We start from the raw sequence: 17,192 nt of genomic DNA on the forward strand, positions 1-17,192 counted from the left end.
CGTCGTCAGGGGACCAAAGCGGTGGAGCCCCGTCTCACACCGCGCCCCTGAATCGAACCGTAGGCGGTGCACCCGCCTCAAGCAGGCCCGCCAATTTCTCCAGTGCCTCTCGAAGCGTTTCGCGATCGGGCGCTGCGTTGACGCAGACCCGGACGGTATCGCTTTGGTACAACGACGACACCTCGAACAGGCTGATCGGCGTAACCCCGACCCCGGCTTCCTCCGCGGCCTGCGTATAGGCTTCCGCCGACCAGCCGTTCCCCAACTTCAGACAGAAATAGTACGCGTTCGGTTGGGTGAGGATGGCTTGCCGAGGCAGGAGACCAGCCACGAGTGCCTGCCGCGCTTGCGTTTCCGCACGCATCGCGGCGACGACTTGATCGATCCGCCGCGACTCCAGAAGGCGCGTCGCCCATTCCGCGTTGAACGGCGATGCCATCAGCGTGGTCGCACGCAGCGCGATACCGAAAGCAGAGACCAGTTGCCGGGGCACCCGCAGGAAGCCGATGCGCAATCCCGGGCCCGCAAGCTTCGACAAGCTTGAGATGTGCACGACCCGGTCCAGCGCTGACGCAGCCAGCGGTCTCAGGATTGGGTCGGGCAGGAAGCCGTAGACATCATCCTCGACGATCAGGACGTCGTGGCGCGCACAGATTTCGGCCACCTCCCGCCGCCGTTCGTCCGACATCGTGGCGGTGGTCGGGTTGTGCAGCGTCGGCGTGCAGACGAGGACTTTCGCTCGGGTCCGGCGGCAGACCACGTCGAGGTATTCGGGCACGATGCCTTCGCGGTCCATGCGGACCCCAACCAGCGAGCGCCCCAGCATGCCGGCCGCGGATTTCAGGCCGTAGAAGCTCAGCTCCTCGGCCAGGACGGCATCGCCCGGATGCGTCAGCGCCATCAGGGAGAGCAGCAGGCCGTGCTGGCCGCCGCAGGTGACCAGCACCTCGTCGGCCGGGGCTTCAATCCCGAAGCGACCGAGCCATCGTGCTGCAATGGTCCGATGCCTGAGAAGACCGACGTCGACTTGGCTCGCGAGCAGGCCCCCGAGATCGACGGCGCCGTCGAGTTCGGGGCGGATCAGCGCCAGCGCAGGGTGATGCATCGCATGCGCCGGGAAGTTGTGGGACAGGTCGACGAAGGTCTGGCGTGGGACCGGCTCCCGAAGGGATGGCGGTCCGTCCGGATCCTGCACTGGGTTGAGGAAGGTGCCGCGGCCGACCTCGCCTCTGACAAGGCCCAGCCGCTGCATCTCGGCATAGGCCCGGCTGACCGTCCCGATGTTGAGCGACAGCCATGCGGCCAAGTCGCGCTGCGGCGGCAGCCGATCGCCCGGTCGCAAGACGCCGGCCCGCAGCGCGATCTCGACCGCGCCGACGATGGCCGAATAGCGAGCCCCGGCCGTCCGCTCGACGGCATCGATCCATCCGGGTCGACTCATACCTGCACCGATTGTCCTACACATTGTCTCGGTCGGACCGCAGCCACGACCGAAATTCAAGCGCGATGCCGCTCATATCCGCGCGCCAGGTCCGACAATGTCGCCTAACTTGATCATGACAATACGGTCCCGACCCTGGGTCCGGGACATCACGCGGGGCAAGCCTGCGGAACGGAGATCGCGGTGCCGAAGCCAGAATCAGACCCGTCGGCCATGCTCTTCCACATGGTCTCCGACGGGCCGCAGCCGGTCGCTCCCTTCAGTCACGCGGTCGAGGTCGACGGCTTCGTCTTCGTCACGGGGCAGATGCCAGACACGCCGTCCAACCCCGGCCTCCTGCCGGACGGCATCGAGGCGCAGACCCGCAACGTCATGGCCAACCTCACAACGATCCTGGCCGGGCTCGGCCTGGGATTGGAGCACGTGGTCGTCGCGCGGGCCTTCCTGACGGAGTTCAAGCGCGACTACGCGGCGTTCAACGCGACGTACAAATCCTTCTTCCCACACGACCGCCTGCCGGCGCGAACCTGCGTAGGCACGACGGGGCTCGCCTACGATGCCTTGGTCGAGATCGACCTGATCGCCCGTCGGGGCGCCGCGCCATCCCTTTCGTCGAGCGAGCAAAAGGACTGAGCCATGGCTTCCGTTCGGGACAAGATCCTCGCCATCGCCGCCGCGGCGGCGCTGAGCTTGAGCGTCGGGGCGTCCCAATCCTCTGCGGCGAGCCTCGACGACATCAAGGCCAAGGGGTCCATGGTCGTCGCGACCGAGGACAGCTACAAGCCGTTCGAGTACGTCGAGAACGGTAAGCCGATGGGCCTCGACCACGACCTCCTCGCGCTGCTGCGCAAGGAGGCGCCGTTCAAGATCGACCAGCAGATCATACCCTGGACGGGGCTTCTGGCCGGGGTCGCGACCGGGAAATACGACGTGGCCCTGACGGCGGCCGTCATCACCCCCGATCGGATCCAGAGCCTGAGCTTCACGATGCCGATCGCCGAAGCGACGCAATACTACGTCGTCCGCGCGGCCGAGACCCGGATCAAGGGTGTCCCCGACTTGGCCGGCAAGACGGTCGGCGTGCAGTCCGGCGGCGCGTCCTACGCGGCCCTGGCCGATCTCGAACCCACGCTGGCGAAGACAGGCGGAAAGCTCGGCAAGGTGGTGCAGTACACGTCGCTGCCGGAGGCATATCAGGACCTCGCCAATGGCCGGCTCGACTACGTGATCAATGGCGTCGTCAACCTCGTCAGCCTGACGAAGGACCAGCCGAAGCGCTTCAGGATGGGCGAGGCGGTCGGCGCGCCGACCTATGCGGCCTGGGCCGTCGCCAAGGGGAACGACGGCCTCCTGGCCTACCTCGACCAGTTCATGGCGAAGGTGCGCGCGAGCGGAGAGCTCTACGCTCTGCAGGAGAAGTGGCTCGGCCGGGCCTTCAAGGACATGCCGTCCGCACCGACCAAGTAGCCTGGGAGCGCGGGGCGACAGACCCGGACGCGGAGAGTGACGGCCATGACGTGGCCAGCGATACGCACCATTCTCGACGGCGCGGTGGTTACCGCCGCGCTGGCAGCGGTCAGCATACTGCTGAGCCTGCCCCTGGGCCTCCTCCTCGCGCTCCTGCGTGAAGGCCGCATCCCCGGGGTCCCGGCTCTTCTCGCCGCTTTCGTCAGCCTCGTCCGGGCGACGCCGTTCGTAACGCTCGTCCTGTTCGTCTACTTCGTCCTGCCGGCGGCCGGATTGGAGCTCGAACCGGTTCCGGCCGCCATCGTCGCGCTCACGCTGAATACGGCGGCGTTCAGCAGCGAGATCTGGCGCTCGGCACTCGTGACGTTTCCCCGGGATCAACGTGAGGCGGCTGCCGCCTTCGGCATGTCGGAGCGAGCCACCTTCATCCGCATCGTCTTCCCGCAAATCTGGCGGGCCAATCTCGGGCCCCTGGTCAGCGAGGTCACGATCCTCCTGAAGTGCACCCCAGCCGTGGCCGTTATCGGGGTGGTCGAGATCACCCGCGCAGCCGGCCGGATCGGCGCAGAGACCTACGAGCCGCTGCCTCCCTTCCTCGTCGCGACGCTCATCTACACCGCGCTGATCGCGACGCTCGTGCGCGGCCAGCGCGTCGTCGAGCGCAGGATCGCCCGGCGCTTCGGATTGGCGCGCCCGTGAACGGACTTCTGGTCGTCTGGGAGAGCCGGGACGTCTTCCTCTGGGGGGCGGCCAACACCCTGTCGCTCGTACTGGGGTGCCTCCTGCTCAGTATCCCGATCGGCATCCTCGGCGCCGTCGTGCTCACGGAGGCGCCGGATCCGCTGCGCCGCCTGTTCGCCGAGGCCGTCGATCTCCTGCGGTGCGTGCCGTTCCTGCTGCTCGCCTACGTCGTCTACTACGGCCTGCCGGAGCTCGGCCTCAGACTCGATCCCTGGTGGGCCGGACTGATGTCGCTCACGGTCTACACGACGGCCTACCTCGCGGAGATCTTTCGGGCGGCCTTCCGCGCCGTCGCTCCGGACAACATCGAGGCGGCGCACGCCTTCGGCCTGTCCCGCAGCCTGATCTACCGGCGCATCATCCTGCCCCAGGTCGCCATAACCGCTGCCCCGGTGATCGGGAACCAAGTGATCACGACCATCCGGGACAGCGCGCTCCTCATGATCATCACGGTGCAGGAACTGACCTTCGCGGCGAATTTCGTCAGTGCGAACCATTTCACGCCCTTCGAGCCGTTCGCCGCCGCGGTCGGTCTCTACCTGCTCATGTCGTTCGTGATCGAGGCGGGCGTGCGCCGCATGGAGCGGGTGAGGAAGCTACGCTATGGCTGAGACTGACGCCGCGATCTCGGTCCGGGGTTTGTGCAAGGATTTCGATGGGTTCGAAGTCCTGCGTGACATCGACCTCGACCTCGCGCCCGGCACGACGACCTGCATCCTGGGGCCGAGCGGCTCGGGCAAGTCGACCTTTCTACGCTGCCTCAACTGGCTTGAGGAGCCGAGCGCGGGCTCCGTTCACATCGACGGCAAGCCCATCGGGCGGAGCGGGAATGGCAGGGCCACGAGGCCGATGGCACGGCGCGAGCTGGCGTCCACGCGAACCAGCATCGCCATGGTGTTCCAGCACTTCGCCCTCTGGCCGCATCTGACCGTGCTCGGCAACGTGACCGAGGCGCCGGTCCACGTCCTCGGCCGTCCCAAGCGAGAGGCCGAGGAGGAGGGCCGCGCGATCCTGGCCCGTGTCGGCCTCACCGAGAAGGCCGACGTCTACCCGCACACGCTGTCCGGCGGTCAAAAGCAGCGCGTCGCGATCAGTCGCGCGCTCGCCATGAGGCCCAAGGTCATCCTCTTCGATGAGCCCACCAGCGCCCTCGACCCCGAGATGGTCGGAGAGGTGCTGAGCGTCATCCGCGAGCTTGCGCGGGAGGGGCTGACCATGGTGATCGTAACCCATGAGATGAGCTTCGCGCGCGAAATCGCCGACACAATCGTCTTCATGGACGGGGGCCGCATCCGAGAGATTGCGGCGCCAACGGATTTCTTCACCAATCCTCAGTCCGACCGGGCCCGACGGTTCATCTTCCGACCTTGATGGACCCTATAATCTCTCGCAGTACGACGTCTTTCTGAGCAAACGCACCGATGTGAGTGTTTGCTGCGATGGGATGGCCGCATCCGCCAAAGGCAGATTCCGGCTTGCGCCTTGTTTCCGTTGAAAGTTTTCAGAAGACGATTTTGCTGGAGCGGGTGAGCAGACACGTTGCTGAAGAAGCCCGTGCAGAACAGGTGTTCTTTGTCGGATGCCCAGATTGAACCGAGGTGCGCGCGAGGCCTCGCAGTCATCCAAGTATGAGGACGTTCTTGGATGAGAAGTCTCGACTGATCGTTGTGAAACATCTGACGAATCCGTGATCAAGCAGCACATCCTTGCCAACGCGCCGGCTCATCAGCCTCAGCGACGGGGCTAATTCCTCGATTCGATGCTGCTTGCCTCGACCAACTGCCCCTCCATCGTCCTTTCCCTGATGCGGCGGCAGATGACATTCCGTCTGCGCTTGGCGCTGTGTGACGGCCGCCTTAGCAATGTTCGCCTGCGGCCGGAATCGGTGCGGCGCGGCAGACAAGACTGTCACGCCGTCGCCGGAGAGGGGCTGGCCGAGCCCGTCGCTCAGCCAGAATTGGCAAGCCTCAGCCTGGAGCCAACCCGAGCAGCGTGCCGAGTGGGACCGACAGGGTGAAGCCGCCGTAGAAGCCGTCCTTGGGGCGGCGCGCCGTGTAGGGATTGAAGTAGGAATTGCCGTTCACGAGGTACTGGACCACCGGCTCAAGGATCACGCCGCCCGGCATGGCGAAATGGGCATTGAGCTCGAATACGAACTTGTCTCGGGAGAAGGGAGCGCCCGACCCGCCGGAGATGAAATTCGCGTCGGCGAGGAAGCGCGTGTAGTTCTCGTTGAGGCGCTGCCAGTTGATCTTGATGCCGTAGGTGTCGAGGGGACGGCCCTGGTCCGGCGCCTGCAGGAGCAATCCGACGAAGCTGTTGAAGCGGATCGGGATCGTCGGATCGAAGGCATATCCGGTTCCGGTATAGACCGAGATCGCGGTCGGGTGGGGATTGACCTCGCGTCCGCCATCGGCCCGCCAGAGGGTCTGCGTACCGGTCAGCACAATACCTGACGTCCCGGATTTCTGGAGGACCGGCGTGCCGGGATTGAGGCCTTTGGACGTGCCGAAGACGGTCTTGAAGTTGTCGTCATGATCGGCCGAGTTGTAGAAACCCGTCAACGAAGCGCGTCCGGGATAGGCTTCCTGCGTGTAATCGGTCACGCGGCCGATCTCGAACATGGCGAGGGCGCCCGACAGGCGCTCATAGCCCCAATCGTAGCCCGAGAGCACGTTGGTTCCGGGATTCACGCTGAAGGCGCCGGCCTGGATGTACGTGGTCGGCGATGTCTTGTAGGCGAAGTTCGCCCCCCAGACCGAGTAGAGCGGCGAGGTCCAGCCTGCATTGAAATACAGGATGTCCTGGAAGCAGGAGTTGATCGAGTTGCAGGGCGGCAGGGCGTAATAGCGGCCCGGATGGGTGCGGCCGACCTCGATGACGAGGCGGTCGTCCAACAGCTTCTGCTGATAGGTCAGGAGCGACAGGCGGTTGTCGTTCGGATTGTAGGGCGGCTGATACCCGATCGTGGTATCGCCGATATCGCCGGCCATGTTGAGGTTGCGCACCAGGCCGAAGAGCGTCTCGGTGAAATTGATGCTGCCGCCCGCGATGCCGGCAAGCTTCTGCATGTCCGCCGTCATCGACAGGACGAAATAGGCGGAGTTCGATTGCTGCCCCGTGCGCAGACCCGCGGACGGGTTGGCTTGGTAGAAGTCGTACATGTTGATGTCGAAGGTGAAGCCGGCCGCCGCCATCTCGGTCGCCCAAGGCGCGAGCGGACCGACGCGGATTGGCGACGTCGCCTTTGCTGCGATATCCGGGTTCGTCCGCGCCTGCGTCTGGTCGCTCAATGTCTCCACCGGCGTCGCGGTCTGAGCCGCGGCCGGAAGTGCGGTCAGGCCCGATCCGAGCACGAGCAGGCCCAGGACCGCGCCGGTCCCGGATGGTGAGGCGAAGCGCGAAATGTCCCCGATCATCGTGATCTCCGTTCGGGGGTCCGGCCGGCGCATGCCCGGGCGCGGACCGGCCGCGGGGCGGCAGGCCGAGCGGCCGGGAGCCGTCGGGACCCATTCGGTGCCGGTGGTGTGACTGGTTCGGCGTTCTGCGCGCCTTCTCGATGACGGGCCGATCACGGTTCGGTCGTCAGCCGAATCCGGTCTCGCCGAAGGACACCGCTACTCTTGCGGGTCCGAGCTCATCGCTGCCTCAACGTGTCATGAGAGATTCTGCATCGTCAATGGGGCGTGCATGGTTTTTGTGGAGTCTGACCGAGTCGAGATGTTTCGGCCACAGTTGAGCGCGAGAGGGCGGCATCGGCCCGTCATGGTGGAACTGCGATTTAATCCCGCTACTTTTGCTGAAGACGCCGGAAAACCGTCTACTTTGCGTTGTATATTCGCGAGTTTGCGTCTCGGATCGGCTCGATACATGAAGTCGAGGGCGATTTTGCTCACCGCATGGGCATCTTCGGTGCCAGCGGACCGATAATCGGCAGCGTGTTTACTCTGTGAGCACGGTGCTCACACGTCACGCACCTTCGCGTCTACGCGCGGCGATGATCGCGAGTCCGCCGTACTTCGGCGATGCACGACACTGGCACGTGGCTTGCTGTGTGGTTTTTGACCGATGTGTGTCGTCGGTTCGAAGGTGGAGGGCGACGGGATGGATCGCAGGCGGTTCCTTCAGCGGCTCGGTACGATCGCCGCGTGCGCGCAGATCAACCCCGACTTCCTGATCGCCTCGGCCTCCGCCCAGAGCGCGCGGCCTCTGGTCTTCCTGTCGGCGGAGAACATCACCGGGAACTGGGACCCGACGGCCCACACGACGCTCTCGCAGAAGAACATCGAGGGTTTCGTGATGGGATTCCTCACCCGCACACCGATGACGCTCGATGATCCGGGCAAGGTGGTCTACGAACTGGCGACCGACATCAAGCTTCTCGACCCGCACCGCCTGCAGATCACCCTGCGCGACGGGGTCACATTCCACGACGGGAAGCCCTTCAAGGCCGAGGACGTGAAGGCGACCTTCGAGTACGGCGCGCAGCCCGATCGACCGGCGCAATGGTATCCCGGACCGACCGACACGCTCACGATCACGACGCCCGACGACCGTACGGTGATCGTCGACACGACGAAGGGCGGCTACCCGGCGCACCTCTTCGTCTTCCTGGCCTCGTTCCTGCCGATCATGTCGGCGAAGGACGTGGCCGAGGGCCCCGGCGGCGTCCTCGCCAAGCGCCTCAACGGCACAGGCCCGTTCCGCTTCGTCGAGCAGCGCGGCAACACCACGGTGCTCAAGGCCCACGAGGGCTACTTCAAGGGGAAGCCGGCGATCCCCGGCATCGACTTCACCTTCACGGCGGATTCGACCACCCGGATGCTCTCCCTGATGAACGGGCAAGCTTCCATCGTCGAGCGCCTGGAGCCCGAGCAGGTCGAGACCGTCAAGGGCAACCCGAAGATCGCCGTCAGCCGGATCGTCTCGGTCGAGAACAAGTATCTGTGGTTCCGTTGCTCCAAGCCGCCGTTCAACGACGTCCGCCTGCGCCTCGCCGCCTGCCACGCGATCGACCGGAGCGTGATCCTCGATGTCCTCGGCTCCGCGGGCCACGCCTCGTCGAACTTCGTCTCGCCGGTGAAGTTCGGCTATGTCGACCTGAAGAACTATCCCGCCTACGACCCCGACAAGGCGCAGGCGCTGCTGGCGGAGGCCGGCTTCCCGAAAGGGAAGGGCTTGCCGCCGCTGGAATACATCACCTCGGTCGGTTTCTACCCGAAGACCAAGGAATACGGTGAGATCATCACCGCGATGCTGAACGAACAGGGCTTTCCGGTCACCCTCACCGTGCTGGAACCCGCGGCCTGGAATGAACGCCTCTATCATCGCCCCGGCGGCGGGCCGGGCCACATGATCGATTGCGGCTGGTCGACCGGATCGCCCGAGCCCGACTTGGTGCTGCGCACGCATTTCCACGCGTCCTCGCACCGCATCACGGGTCTGGAGGATCCGGAGGTCGACGCGAGCCTCGACAAGGAGCGGAACGCGCCGACCCTGGAGGCGCGCAAGACGATCCTGCAGACCGAGACCATGCCGCTCCTGGCCGCCAAGGCGCCGGCCCTCTCGCTTTTCACCTCGGCGATGATCCACGCGATGCAGGCCGACCTGAAGGGCCTCTTCATCTATCCCGACGGCTCGATCGACGCCGCGCGCACGGCCTGATCTGCATCCCATCCCCGCCGCCTCCGGCGGCGCGTCACCCGTAGCCCCATCGCCCGATGTTCGTGCTCAGCTTCCTCGCCCGGCGCCTCGCGCAGGGGGCGATCATCATCACCCTGGTTTCGCTCCTGATCTTCACGCTCCTGCGCGTCGTTCCGGGCGACCCGGTGCGCCTGATGGTCGGCGGGATGGCGCCGGATTCCCTCGTGGAGCAGATCGCCAACCGGATGGGCCTGCGCGATCCGATCCTGGTCCAGTTCGGCCGCTACGCCGGGCAGGTGGTGCGCGGCGACCTCGGCCACAGCTTCGTGCGGCCCGCCAACGGCGCCGCCACGGGCGGCGCGAATTTCGACGACGCGACCCGGGCCGAGCGCGCGCCCGTTGCCGCCCTCATCGGCGAGGCCCTGCCGATGACGCTGCAGCTCGCTGCCCTGGCCCTGGCCTTCGCCCTGGCCTTCTCGTCGCTCGTCGGCATCGCCGCGGGGCTGAGGCCGGGCGGCCTCGCGGACAAGTTCGCGTTCGCGGTCTCGTCGATCTTCATCTCGCTGCCGAACTTCTGGCTCGCGATCGTGCTCGCGCTGCTGTTCTCGGTGAAGCTCGGCTGGCTCCCGGCGGTCGGCTACGGGGGCTTCTCCTACACGATCCTCCCGGCCATCGTGCTGGCGGTGGAATTGTCGCCGGTGCTGATCCGCACCCTCTCGGGCGCCGTGGCCGCCCAGATGGGCGAGGCCTATGTCGCGGTCGGCCGCATCCGCGGGCTGACGGAGACGCGGATCGTCGGGGCGCATGTCCTGCGCAACGCCGCCGTACCGCTGCTCAATCTCCTCGGCGTCCAGTTCTCCAGCCTGCTCGGCGGCGTGATCATCGTCGAATACATCCTCGACTATCCCGGACTCGGCCTGCTCACCATCAACGCCGTGCTCCAGCGCGACTTCCCGCTGATCCAGGGCATCGCCATCGTCACCAGCGCGATCTTCGTCGTGATCAACATCCTCGTCGATCTGGCCGCCACGATCATCGATCCGAGGCTCGCCTACTGATGAGCGTCGAGTCGAGCCTCACCCTCGGGTCCGTCCCGGTCGATACGGGACGCTCCCGCTCAATCGGGCGCCGTATCCTCGGACGGGCGGCCCGGGCGACCGGGTTCCGCATCGGCCTCGGTCTGCTCGGTGTCCTGGTCCTGGCCACCGTCCTCTATCCCGAGCTCAGCGGCCTCGATCCCGGCAAGATGGATGTCCGCGCCCGCCTGCTGCCGCCGCTCTTCGCCGGTCCGCACTGGAGCTGGGCGCACCCGCTCGGCACGGACCAGATCGGCCGCGACATGCTCGTCCGCTGCCTGATCGGCCTGCGCTACTCCTTCCTGATCGGCGGCGCCTCGACCGCGCTGACCCTCGTCATCGGCTGTGCGCTCGGGATGGTCGCGGGCTATGTCGGCGGCCGGACCGACGCGGTGCTCATGCGCATCACCGACGCGCAGCTCTCGATCCCCATGATCATCCTGGCGATCGCCGTGCTCGGCGTGTCCCGGCCGACGATCCCCGCCATCATCCTCGTGCTCGGGCTGTCGAACTGGCCCGTCTACGCCCGCGTGATGCGCTCCGTCGCCATGGCCGAGCGCGGTCGCGAGTACGTCCGGGCCGCGCAGGTCTCGGGGGCCACCCATGCCCGGATCGTGCTGACGCTGCTGACGCCGCTCCTCGTGCCGCCGATCCTGTTCACGTCGGTGCTCGACATCGCCCGGATGATGATCTTCGAATCGACGCTGGGCTTCCTCGGTCTGGGCGTGCAGCCGCCGACGCCGACCTTCGGGAACATCATCGCGGATGGCCGGAAGTATCTGCTGAACGCGTGGTGGATCGCCACCATGCCGGGTGTGTTCCTCGGCCTGACGCTCATCGGCCTCAACCTGATCGGCGCGGCGTGCGAGCGCGCGCGCAACGCGATCCACGGAGGCGCCTGATGGACATGCCGCCGGTCCTGTCCGTCCGCGACCTGAGCGTCGACCTCGCCGGGCCTGTCGCCGGGCGCCGTATCCTCGACGCCATCGCGTTCGACGTCGCGCCGCGGGAGATCGTCGGCGTGGTCGGCGCCACCGGCGCGGGGAAGACGGTCCTGGCGAAGGCCCTGGTCAACGGCCTCGAGCCGCCGCTCACCGCGCGTGGAACGGTGCGCTTCCGCGGGCAGGACATCCTCAATCTCGCCCCGCGCGCGATGCGGCCCCTGCGCCGGGAGATCGCCTATGTCGGCGCCAACCCGATGGGCGCGCTCGACCCCACGCTGCCCGTCGGCCACCAGATCGCCGAGAAGATGCGGGCCGTGAATCCCGCCGTCGCGGCGGCGGAGGCGCGCCGCCGGGTCGTCGCGCTGCTCGACGCGGTCAGGATACCCTCCGCCGCCCGGCGCTTCCACGATTACCCGTCGCAGTTCTCCGGCGGCATGATGCAGCGCGCGCTGCTGGTGGACGCGATGATCTCGGATCCGGCGCTCCTCGTCGCCGACAACGTCACCCAGCCCCTCGACGTGACCGTGGCCGCGCAGGTCATCCGCCTGATGCGCGAGCTCACGGAGCGCTTCCAGACGGCGATCCTGTTCGTCTCCTCGTCGCTTCCGGTTGCCCGGGAAGCCGCGTCGCGCACGCTCGTCATCGATTCCGGCCGCCTCGTCGAGGAGCAGCCGACCGAGGCCCTGATCGCCCGGCCGCGGCACGCCTACACCCGCGATCTGGTCGCCCAGATCCCGACCATCTGGACCCGCTCCCCCGCGTTGCCACGCACCGGCGAGCCTGCGCGCGACCGGTCCGAATCGAGCCCGGTCATCCGCCTGGAGGACGTGTCGCAGACCTACCGGGTGCGGGAGCGGGGGACCTTCGCGGGGACGAGCGCGCTCCGCGCCGTGCGCAACGTGACCTTCGACATCCACAAGGGCGACAGCTTCGCGGTGGTCGGTGAGAGCGGCTGCGGCAAGTCGACGTTGATGCGCCTGCTCAGCCGCCTGGAGCGCCCCAGCGGCGGCCGGATCCTGTGCGACGGGCAGGACATCGCGCCGCTCTCGGGACCGGCACTCCTCGGGTTCCGCCGCAAGCTCCAGCTCGTGCTGCAGGACCCGTTCAACTCGCTGCCACCCCGCACCGGCATCGGCGCGATGCTCGAGGCGCCCCTGCGCACCCACGGATGGCGGGATGCCGGCCGTATCCGCGAGCGCGTCCGCGCGGTCATGAACGATGTCGGCCTCAGCCCCGCGCTCTACGACGCGCTGCCCGTGGGCCTGTCCGCGGGCCAGCGCCAGCGCATCAACGTCGCCCGCGCGATGGTGCTCGAGCCCGAGATACTTCTGATGGACGAGACGCTCTCGTCGCTCGACCAGACCGAGCAGTTCCGGCTGCTCGCCCTGTTCGAGAAGCTCCAGCGGGCACACGGCCTCACCTACATCTTCATCAGCCACGACCTCGCGATGGTGCGCAAAGCCTGCAACCGCATCGCCGTCATGTACCTGGGGGAGGTCGTGGAACTCGCCGACAACGAGCGCCTGTTCTTCGATCCGGGCCACCCCTACACGAAGGCCCTGCTGTCGGCGATGCCGACCCTGGAGGAGCGCCGCTACCGCCCCGAGGAGTGCCTCCTCGACGGCGAGCCGCCGAGCCCGATCGACCTTCCGGCCGGCTGCGCCTTCCGCTCGCGCTGTCCCCGCGCCTTCGCGCCCTGCGCGGCCGAGGGGCCGCACCTCGTGACGCGCGGCGCGGGCGCGCTCGCCGCCTGCCACCGCGTCACGGTTCCCGGCGCACGGCCGGTCCACGCCGACGCGGCAGGTTAACAGATGACGCAGTCCGATGAATTGCGGCCCGTCGAGGACCATGCCAACCCGTTCCTAGGTTGCGTCCCGTCACGAGGGATTACAACCCTGGGGAGACGGACGCCGATGAGTATAACCGAGCCGCGCCTGCAACTGATCCTGACGGAGTTGCAGCGCGACGGTCGCGTATCGGTCAACGAGTTGGCGAGCCGCCTCGGAATCAGCACCGAGACGGTCCGGCGCGACCTGCGGGACCTTGAGATGCGCGGGCATGCCCGCCGGGTCTACGGCGGCGCCGTCATCGACCAGAAGAAGGACGATCAGCCCTTCGACGAGCGGGCGCGCGTCGGCATGCGCGAGAAGGCGCGCATCGCGACAGCCGCCCTGGCGCTGGTGGAGGACGGCATGACCGTCTTCATCGATACCGGCACCACGACCCTGGCCTTCGCCCGGCAGTTGGTCGGCCGGCGGATCACCATCCATACCAATTCCATCGGCATCGCCACCCTGTTCGCCGACGATCCGCAATCGCAGGTGACCGTGCTCGGCGGCGAGATGAAGCCGCATTACCGCGGGCTGTTCGGCCACCGCACCGTCGCGGCCGTGCGCGAGCACGTCTACGACCTCGCCGTCATGGGCATCGTGACCGTGCATCGCGAGCACGGCTTCATGGATCTCGGCCAGGAGGAAGCGGTCCTGCGCCGCGCCGCCGTCGAGCAGACCCGGCGCTCGGTGATCCTGGCCGACAGCTCGAAATTCGGGCGGCTCGGCACGATCCGGACCCTCGGTCTCGGCGACGTCGACACGCTCGTCACCAACGCGCCCCTGGCGAGCGACTTCGCCGACGCCTTCCGACACCTGAACGTGGATGTGCTCCATGCCTGAGACACCGTCGCCGTCCTTCGTGCGGATCGATGCCGCTCGCCTCCACGGGATGATGGACGCCGTATCGCGCTTCGGTGGCGGCGGCGACGGGTCGATGACGCGCCTCGCGCTCTCGGCCCAGGACGGCGCCGCCCGCGACTGGCTCGGCGCCTGGTTCCGGGAGAACGGGTTCACGCCGCAGGTCGACCGGATCGGCAACCAGTTCGGCCGCGTCGACCTCGCCGGGGGCAACGCGCCGACGATCATGGTCGGCTCTCACCTCGACAGCCAGCCCAATGGCGGCCGCTTCGACGGTGCCCTCGGCGTCGTCGCGGCCTGCGAGGCGATCCGTGCCGTGCGCGCGTCCCTCGCGGAGCGCGGGCTGAGGTCGGCCTGCAACTTCGTCGTCGCCAACTGGACCAACGAGGAGGGCGCCCGCTTCCAGCCGAGCCTCCTCGGCAGCAGCGTGTTCGCCGGCCAGGCCGAGCTGGCCTGGGCCCTGGAGCGGCGCGACGGCGCCGGGATCGCGGTCGACGAGGCCCTGGCAGCGATCGGCTATGCGGGAACCGACACGGTCCCGGTGCCGGACGCGTTCATCGAGCTCCACATCGAGGGCGGCCCCGTGCTGGAGCGCGAGGGGAAGCGGTTCGGCGCCTTCACCCGCTACTGGGGGGCCACCAAGTACCGCCTCGCCTTCCTCGGCCGGCAGGCCCATACCGGCCCGACCCCGATGGCCGAGCGCCGGGACGCCCTGCTGGCGGCCGCCTACCTGATCGCCGACCTGAAGGACATGGTGGCCGATTACGGGCTCGACCTGCACACCTCGGTCGGGCGGCTGGAGGTCTTCCCGAACTCGCCCAACACCGTCCCGAGCGAGGCGGTGCTGTTCATCGAGCTGCGCTCCGGCGCGCCGGCGATCCTGGAGGAGGCCGAGGCGCGGCTCAGGACGTTCATCGCCGCGGCGGCGGCGCGGGCCGGCGTCGAATCGGAGGTCCGCGCCATCGATCTGCGGCCCGCGGGCGCCATGCATCCCGGCCTCGTCCGGCTCGCGGAGCGGGCCGGCGCCCGCAATGATGCGCCGCCCCGGCCCCTCGACACAATCGGCGGCCACGACGCGATCAGCCTGGCGGCGGTCTGCCCGGCGATCGTGCTGGCGGTGCCCTGCCGGGACGGGGTGATGCACCATCCGACCGAGTTCGCCACCCCGGAGGATCAGGCCTTCGGCACCCAGGTCCTGGCCGACATGCTGATGCTGTTGGCCACGGAGGGTCTCGCGGCCCTCGGCACCGGGGGAGAGGTCCGGTGAAGGCGCCGGGCGCACCCGACGGCGCTCACGAGCGGCTGGCCGAGGAGGCCCTCGCGGCGATCCCCCTCCTGGCGAACCGGCCGGTCCGCTACGGCGTGGCGTGCCCGGGCGCGGCGTCGCCGTCGTACCACGGCGTCGAGTCGGCCACCTTCCTGGTGGCGACGGCGCCGGATGCGGACCCGGACTACTTCCTCAAGGTCACCGAGCCGGCCGCGGCCGCTCTCATCGACCCCGCCGCCGCGTTCGAGGCCGCGACGCGGATCGCCGCGCTGGGGCTCGGCCCCGAGCCGCTGCATCTGGCGCAGGCACAGGGGGCGATCCTGTTCCGCCGCCTCGGCCCCGAATGGCGCCCGGCCTCCCTCGACCGCCTGCGCCGGCCCGATGCCATGACGGCGGTGATCGGGGCCTTTGACCGCATCGGCGCCGGCGCGCCGTTCGGCCGCCGGTGGAGTGTCTTCGACGGCATCCGGACCCTGCGCGCGGCCCTCGGCGCCGAGGGCGAGACCCTGCCGGCGGACCTGCCGCCGGATGCGTGGTTCCTCTTCGACTGGGGCGACGCCATCGAGGCGGCGCTCGCCGCCGCCGGGACCGGGTGCCGTCCCGCTCACGCCGACCCGCACGCCTCCAACCTGCTGTTCGCGCCGGACGGCGCGCTGCGCCTCGTCGACTTCGACATGGCCTGCGATACCGACCCGCATCATCAGCTCGGCGCCTTCCTCAACGAGGCCTGTCCGTTCGAGAGCGAGATGCGACTTGGCATCGAAATCGCTGAGGGGACCTGCCGGGCGGACGTGTTCAGCCGCTGCCGCGCCTACGCCGCCGCCGATGATCTGTACTGGGGTCTGCGGGCGCTCGCGATGGACCGTGTCTCGCCCCGGCGCAGCCTGGAGTTCCGGAAATATGCGAGCTGGCGACTTCTGCGCTGCCGCACGCGGGTCAGCCGCCCGGATTTCGAGGAAACCCTGAGGACGCTGTGAGGAGCGCGGCATGATCCCTTTCGGAGGCGGACGCACCGAGGCCGAGCGAGCCTTCGAGGCGACCCTTCACCGGGTTGCCCCGTGGCAGGGGCGGCCGATGCGCTATCGGCCGGTCCTGGGCGGCATCAGCAACACGAACTGGCGCGTCGAGGTCGCGGGCGAGGCGCACCCCTATTTCGTGAAGATGCCCGGGCGGGGCACCGAGATGTTCATCGATCGGGCCGCCGCCCGCGCCGCGAGCCGGCAGGCGGAGGCGATCGGCCTCGGCCCGCGCACCTTCGACTATCTCGACGCGGAAGACGTGGAGATCGCCGAGTTCGTGGAAGGCCGCCGGCCCTCGACCAACCGCGACTTCGCCGACGCGGCCGTGCGCAGAGAGGCGATTGCCCTCTACCGCCGCTTCCACGACGCGCCTCTGCTGCCGCTCACCAAGACGGTGTTCGACATGATCGACGAGCACGACCGTCAGGCCGTCGACCTCGGCGCGCTGCTGCCGCCCGATCAGGCTTGGCTCACCCGTCAGACGCGCCTCGCACGGGCTGCCCTGGAGGCCTCCGGCATCGACCTCGTGCCCTGCTTCAACGATCCGATGCCCGGCAACTTCCTGATCGGCGAGGACGGTTCGATCCTGCTGATCGACTTCGAATACGCCTCCAACAACGATCGCCTCTACGACCTCGCGATCTGGAGCGGAGAAATGTTCTTCTCCGAGGACGTCGATCGCACGGTGATCGAGATGTATTTCGGTCGGTACAGCGACCAGCTCTTCGCTCGGCTGATGGTCCACAAAGCTCTGGCCGACGTGAAATGGTCGACCTGGGCGATGGTGCAGAACCGCATCTCGGACCTCGACTTCGATTTCTACAAGTACGGCATCTGGAAACACATGCGCGCCCGCTCGATCATGAACGACACGCGGTGGCCTGCTTTCCTGAAGGCGCTCTAA

General features: G+C 67.9%; 15 protein-coding genes. 13 read left to right on the forward strand and 2 right to left on the reverse strand.

The features are described 5' to 3' along the window. Positions 1–34 precede the first annotated feature (34 nt). The gene (locus tag P9K36_RS26900) at positions 35–1,441 is read right to left on the reverse strand and encodes a PLP-dependent aminotransferase family protein (RefSeq protein ID WP_278306242.1); all 1,407 of its coding nucleotides are present in this window, start codon (positions 1,439–1,441) and stop codon (positions 35–37) included. Positions 1,442–1,654: 213 nt separating this feature from the next. Here P9K36_RS26900 and P9K36_RS26905 point away from each other — a divergent pair, with 213 nt between their 5' ends. From P9K36_RS26905 to P9K36_RS26925, 5 genes are read left to right on the forward strand one after another with little or no spacing between them, the layout of a single operon-like run. Continuing rightward, complete coding sequence (locus P9K36_RS26905) at positions 1,655–2,074, forward strand: RidA family protein (protein WP_051044636.1); 420 nt, start codon at positions 1,655–1,657, stop codon at positions 2,072–2,074. Positions 2,075–2,077: 3 nt separating this feature from the next. Then, entirely contained in the window at positions 2,078–2,908 is an 831-nt protein-coding gene (locus tag P9K36_RS26910; protein WP_278306091.1) for a transporter substrate-binding domain-containing protein, read from the forward strand. 45 nt (positions 2,909–2,953) lie between these two features. Then, positions 2,954–3,607, forward strand: coding sequence for an amino acid ABC transporter permease (locus P9K36_RS26915; protein ID WP_043346416.1), 654 nt, complete (start codon positions 2,954–2,956; stop codon positions 3,605–3,607). Continuing rightward, complete coding sequence (locus P9K36_RS26920; RefSeq protein WP_043759967.1) at positions 3,604–4,260, forward strand: amino acid ABC transporter permease; 657 nt, start codon at positions 3,604–3,606, stop codon at positions 4,258–4,260. The genes P9K36_RS26915 and P9K36_RS26920 overlap by 4 nt, the downstream gene beginning before the upstream one ends. Then, the gene (locus tag P9K36_RS26925; RefSeq protein WP_043759968.1) at positions 4,253–5,020 is read left to right on the forward strand and encodes an amino acid ABC transporter ATP-binding protein; all 768 of its coding nucleotides are present in this window, start codon (positions 4,253–4,255) and stop codon (positions 5,018–5,020) included. Before P9K36_RS26920 ends, P9K36_RS26925 begins: the two co-directional genes overlap by 8 nt. Before the next feature lie 596 nt (positions 5,021–5,616). Here P9K36_RS26925 and P9K36_RS26930 read toward each other — a convergent pair. Further along, positions 5,617–7,068 (reverse strand): carbohydrate porin, encoded by a 1,452-nt coding sequence (locus P9K36_RS26930; protein ID WP_043347199.1) that lies wholly within the window; start codon positions 7,066–7,068, stop codon positions 5,617–5,619. A 685-nt stretch (positions 7,069–7,753) separates the two neighbouring features. On the opposite strand from P9K36_RS26930, the gene P9K36_RS26935 reads away from it, so the two are divergent. The 8 genes from P9K36_RS26935 (at position 7,754) to P9K36_RS26970 (ending at position 17,192) form a co-directional block, all read left to right on the forward strand. Next, complete coding sequence (locus P9K36_RS26935) at positions 7,754–9,313, forward strand: ABC transporter substrate-binding protein (protein WP_043347205.1); 1,560 nt, start codon at positions 7,754–7,756, stop codon at positions 9,311–9,313. Positions 9,314–9,369: 56 nt separating this feature from the next. Further along, the gene (locus tag P9K36_RS26940) at positions 9,370–10,350 is read left to right on the forward strand and encodes an ABC transporter permease (protein ID WP_278306243.1); all 981 of its coding nucleotides are present in this window, start codon (positions 9,370–9,372) and stop codon (positions 10,348–10,350) included. Then, entirely contained in the window at positions 10,350–11,270 is a 921-nt protein-coding gene (locus P9K36_RS26945; protein WP_052083744.1) for an ABC transporter permease, read from the forward strand. Before P9K36_RS26940 ends, P9K36_RS26945 begins: the two co-directional genes overlap by 1 nt. 5 nt (positions 11,271–11,275) lie before the next feature. Continuing rightward, positions 11,276–13,120, forward strand: coding sequence for an ABC transporter ATP-binding protein (locus tag P9K36_RS26950; RefSeq protein WP_111474317.1), 1,845 nt, complete (start codon positions 11,276–11,278; stop codon positions 13,118–13,120). A 105-nt stretch (positions 13,121–13,225) separates the two neighbouring features. Beyond that, entirely contained in the window at positions 13,226–13,984 is a 759-nt protein-coding gene (locus P9K36_RS26955; protein ID WP_043347193.1) for a DeoR/GlpR family DNA-binding transcription regulator, read from the forward strand. Beyond that, positions 13,977–15,269, forward strand: coding sequence for a Zn-dependent hydrolase (locus tag P9K36_RS26960; protein ID WP_111473497.1), 1,293 nt, complete (start codon positions 13,977–13,979; stop codon positions 15,267–15,269). Before P9K36_RS26955 ends, P9K36_RS26960 begins: the two co-directional genes overlap by 8 nt. Next, the gene (locus tag P9K36_RS26965; protein ID WP_111473496.1) at positions 15,266–16,246 is read left to right on the forward strand and encodes a phosphotransferase; all 981 of its coding nucleotides are present in this window, start codon (positions 15,266–15,268) and stop codon (positions 16,244–16,246) included. The genes P9K36_RS26960 and P9K36_RS26965 overlap by 4 nt, the downstream gene beginning before the upstream one ends. A 10-nt stretch (positions 16,247–16,256) precedes the next feature. Beyond that, positions 16,257–17,192, forward strand: coding sequence for a phosphotransferase (locus tag P9K36_RS26970; RefSeq protein WP_111473495.1), 936 nt, complete (start codon positions 16,257–16,259; stop codon positions 17,190–17,192).

Source organism: Methylobacterium sp. 391_Methyba4 (assembly GCF_029691625.1).
Lineage (GTDB): Bacteria > Pseudomonadota > Alphaproteobacteria > Rhizobiales > Beijerinckiaceae > Methylobacterium > Methylobacterium fujisawaense.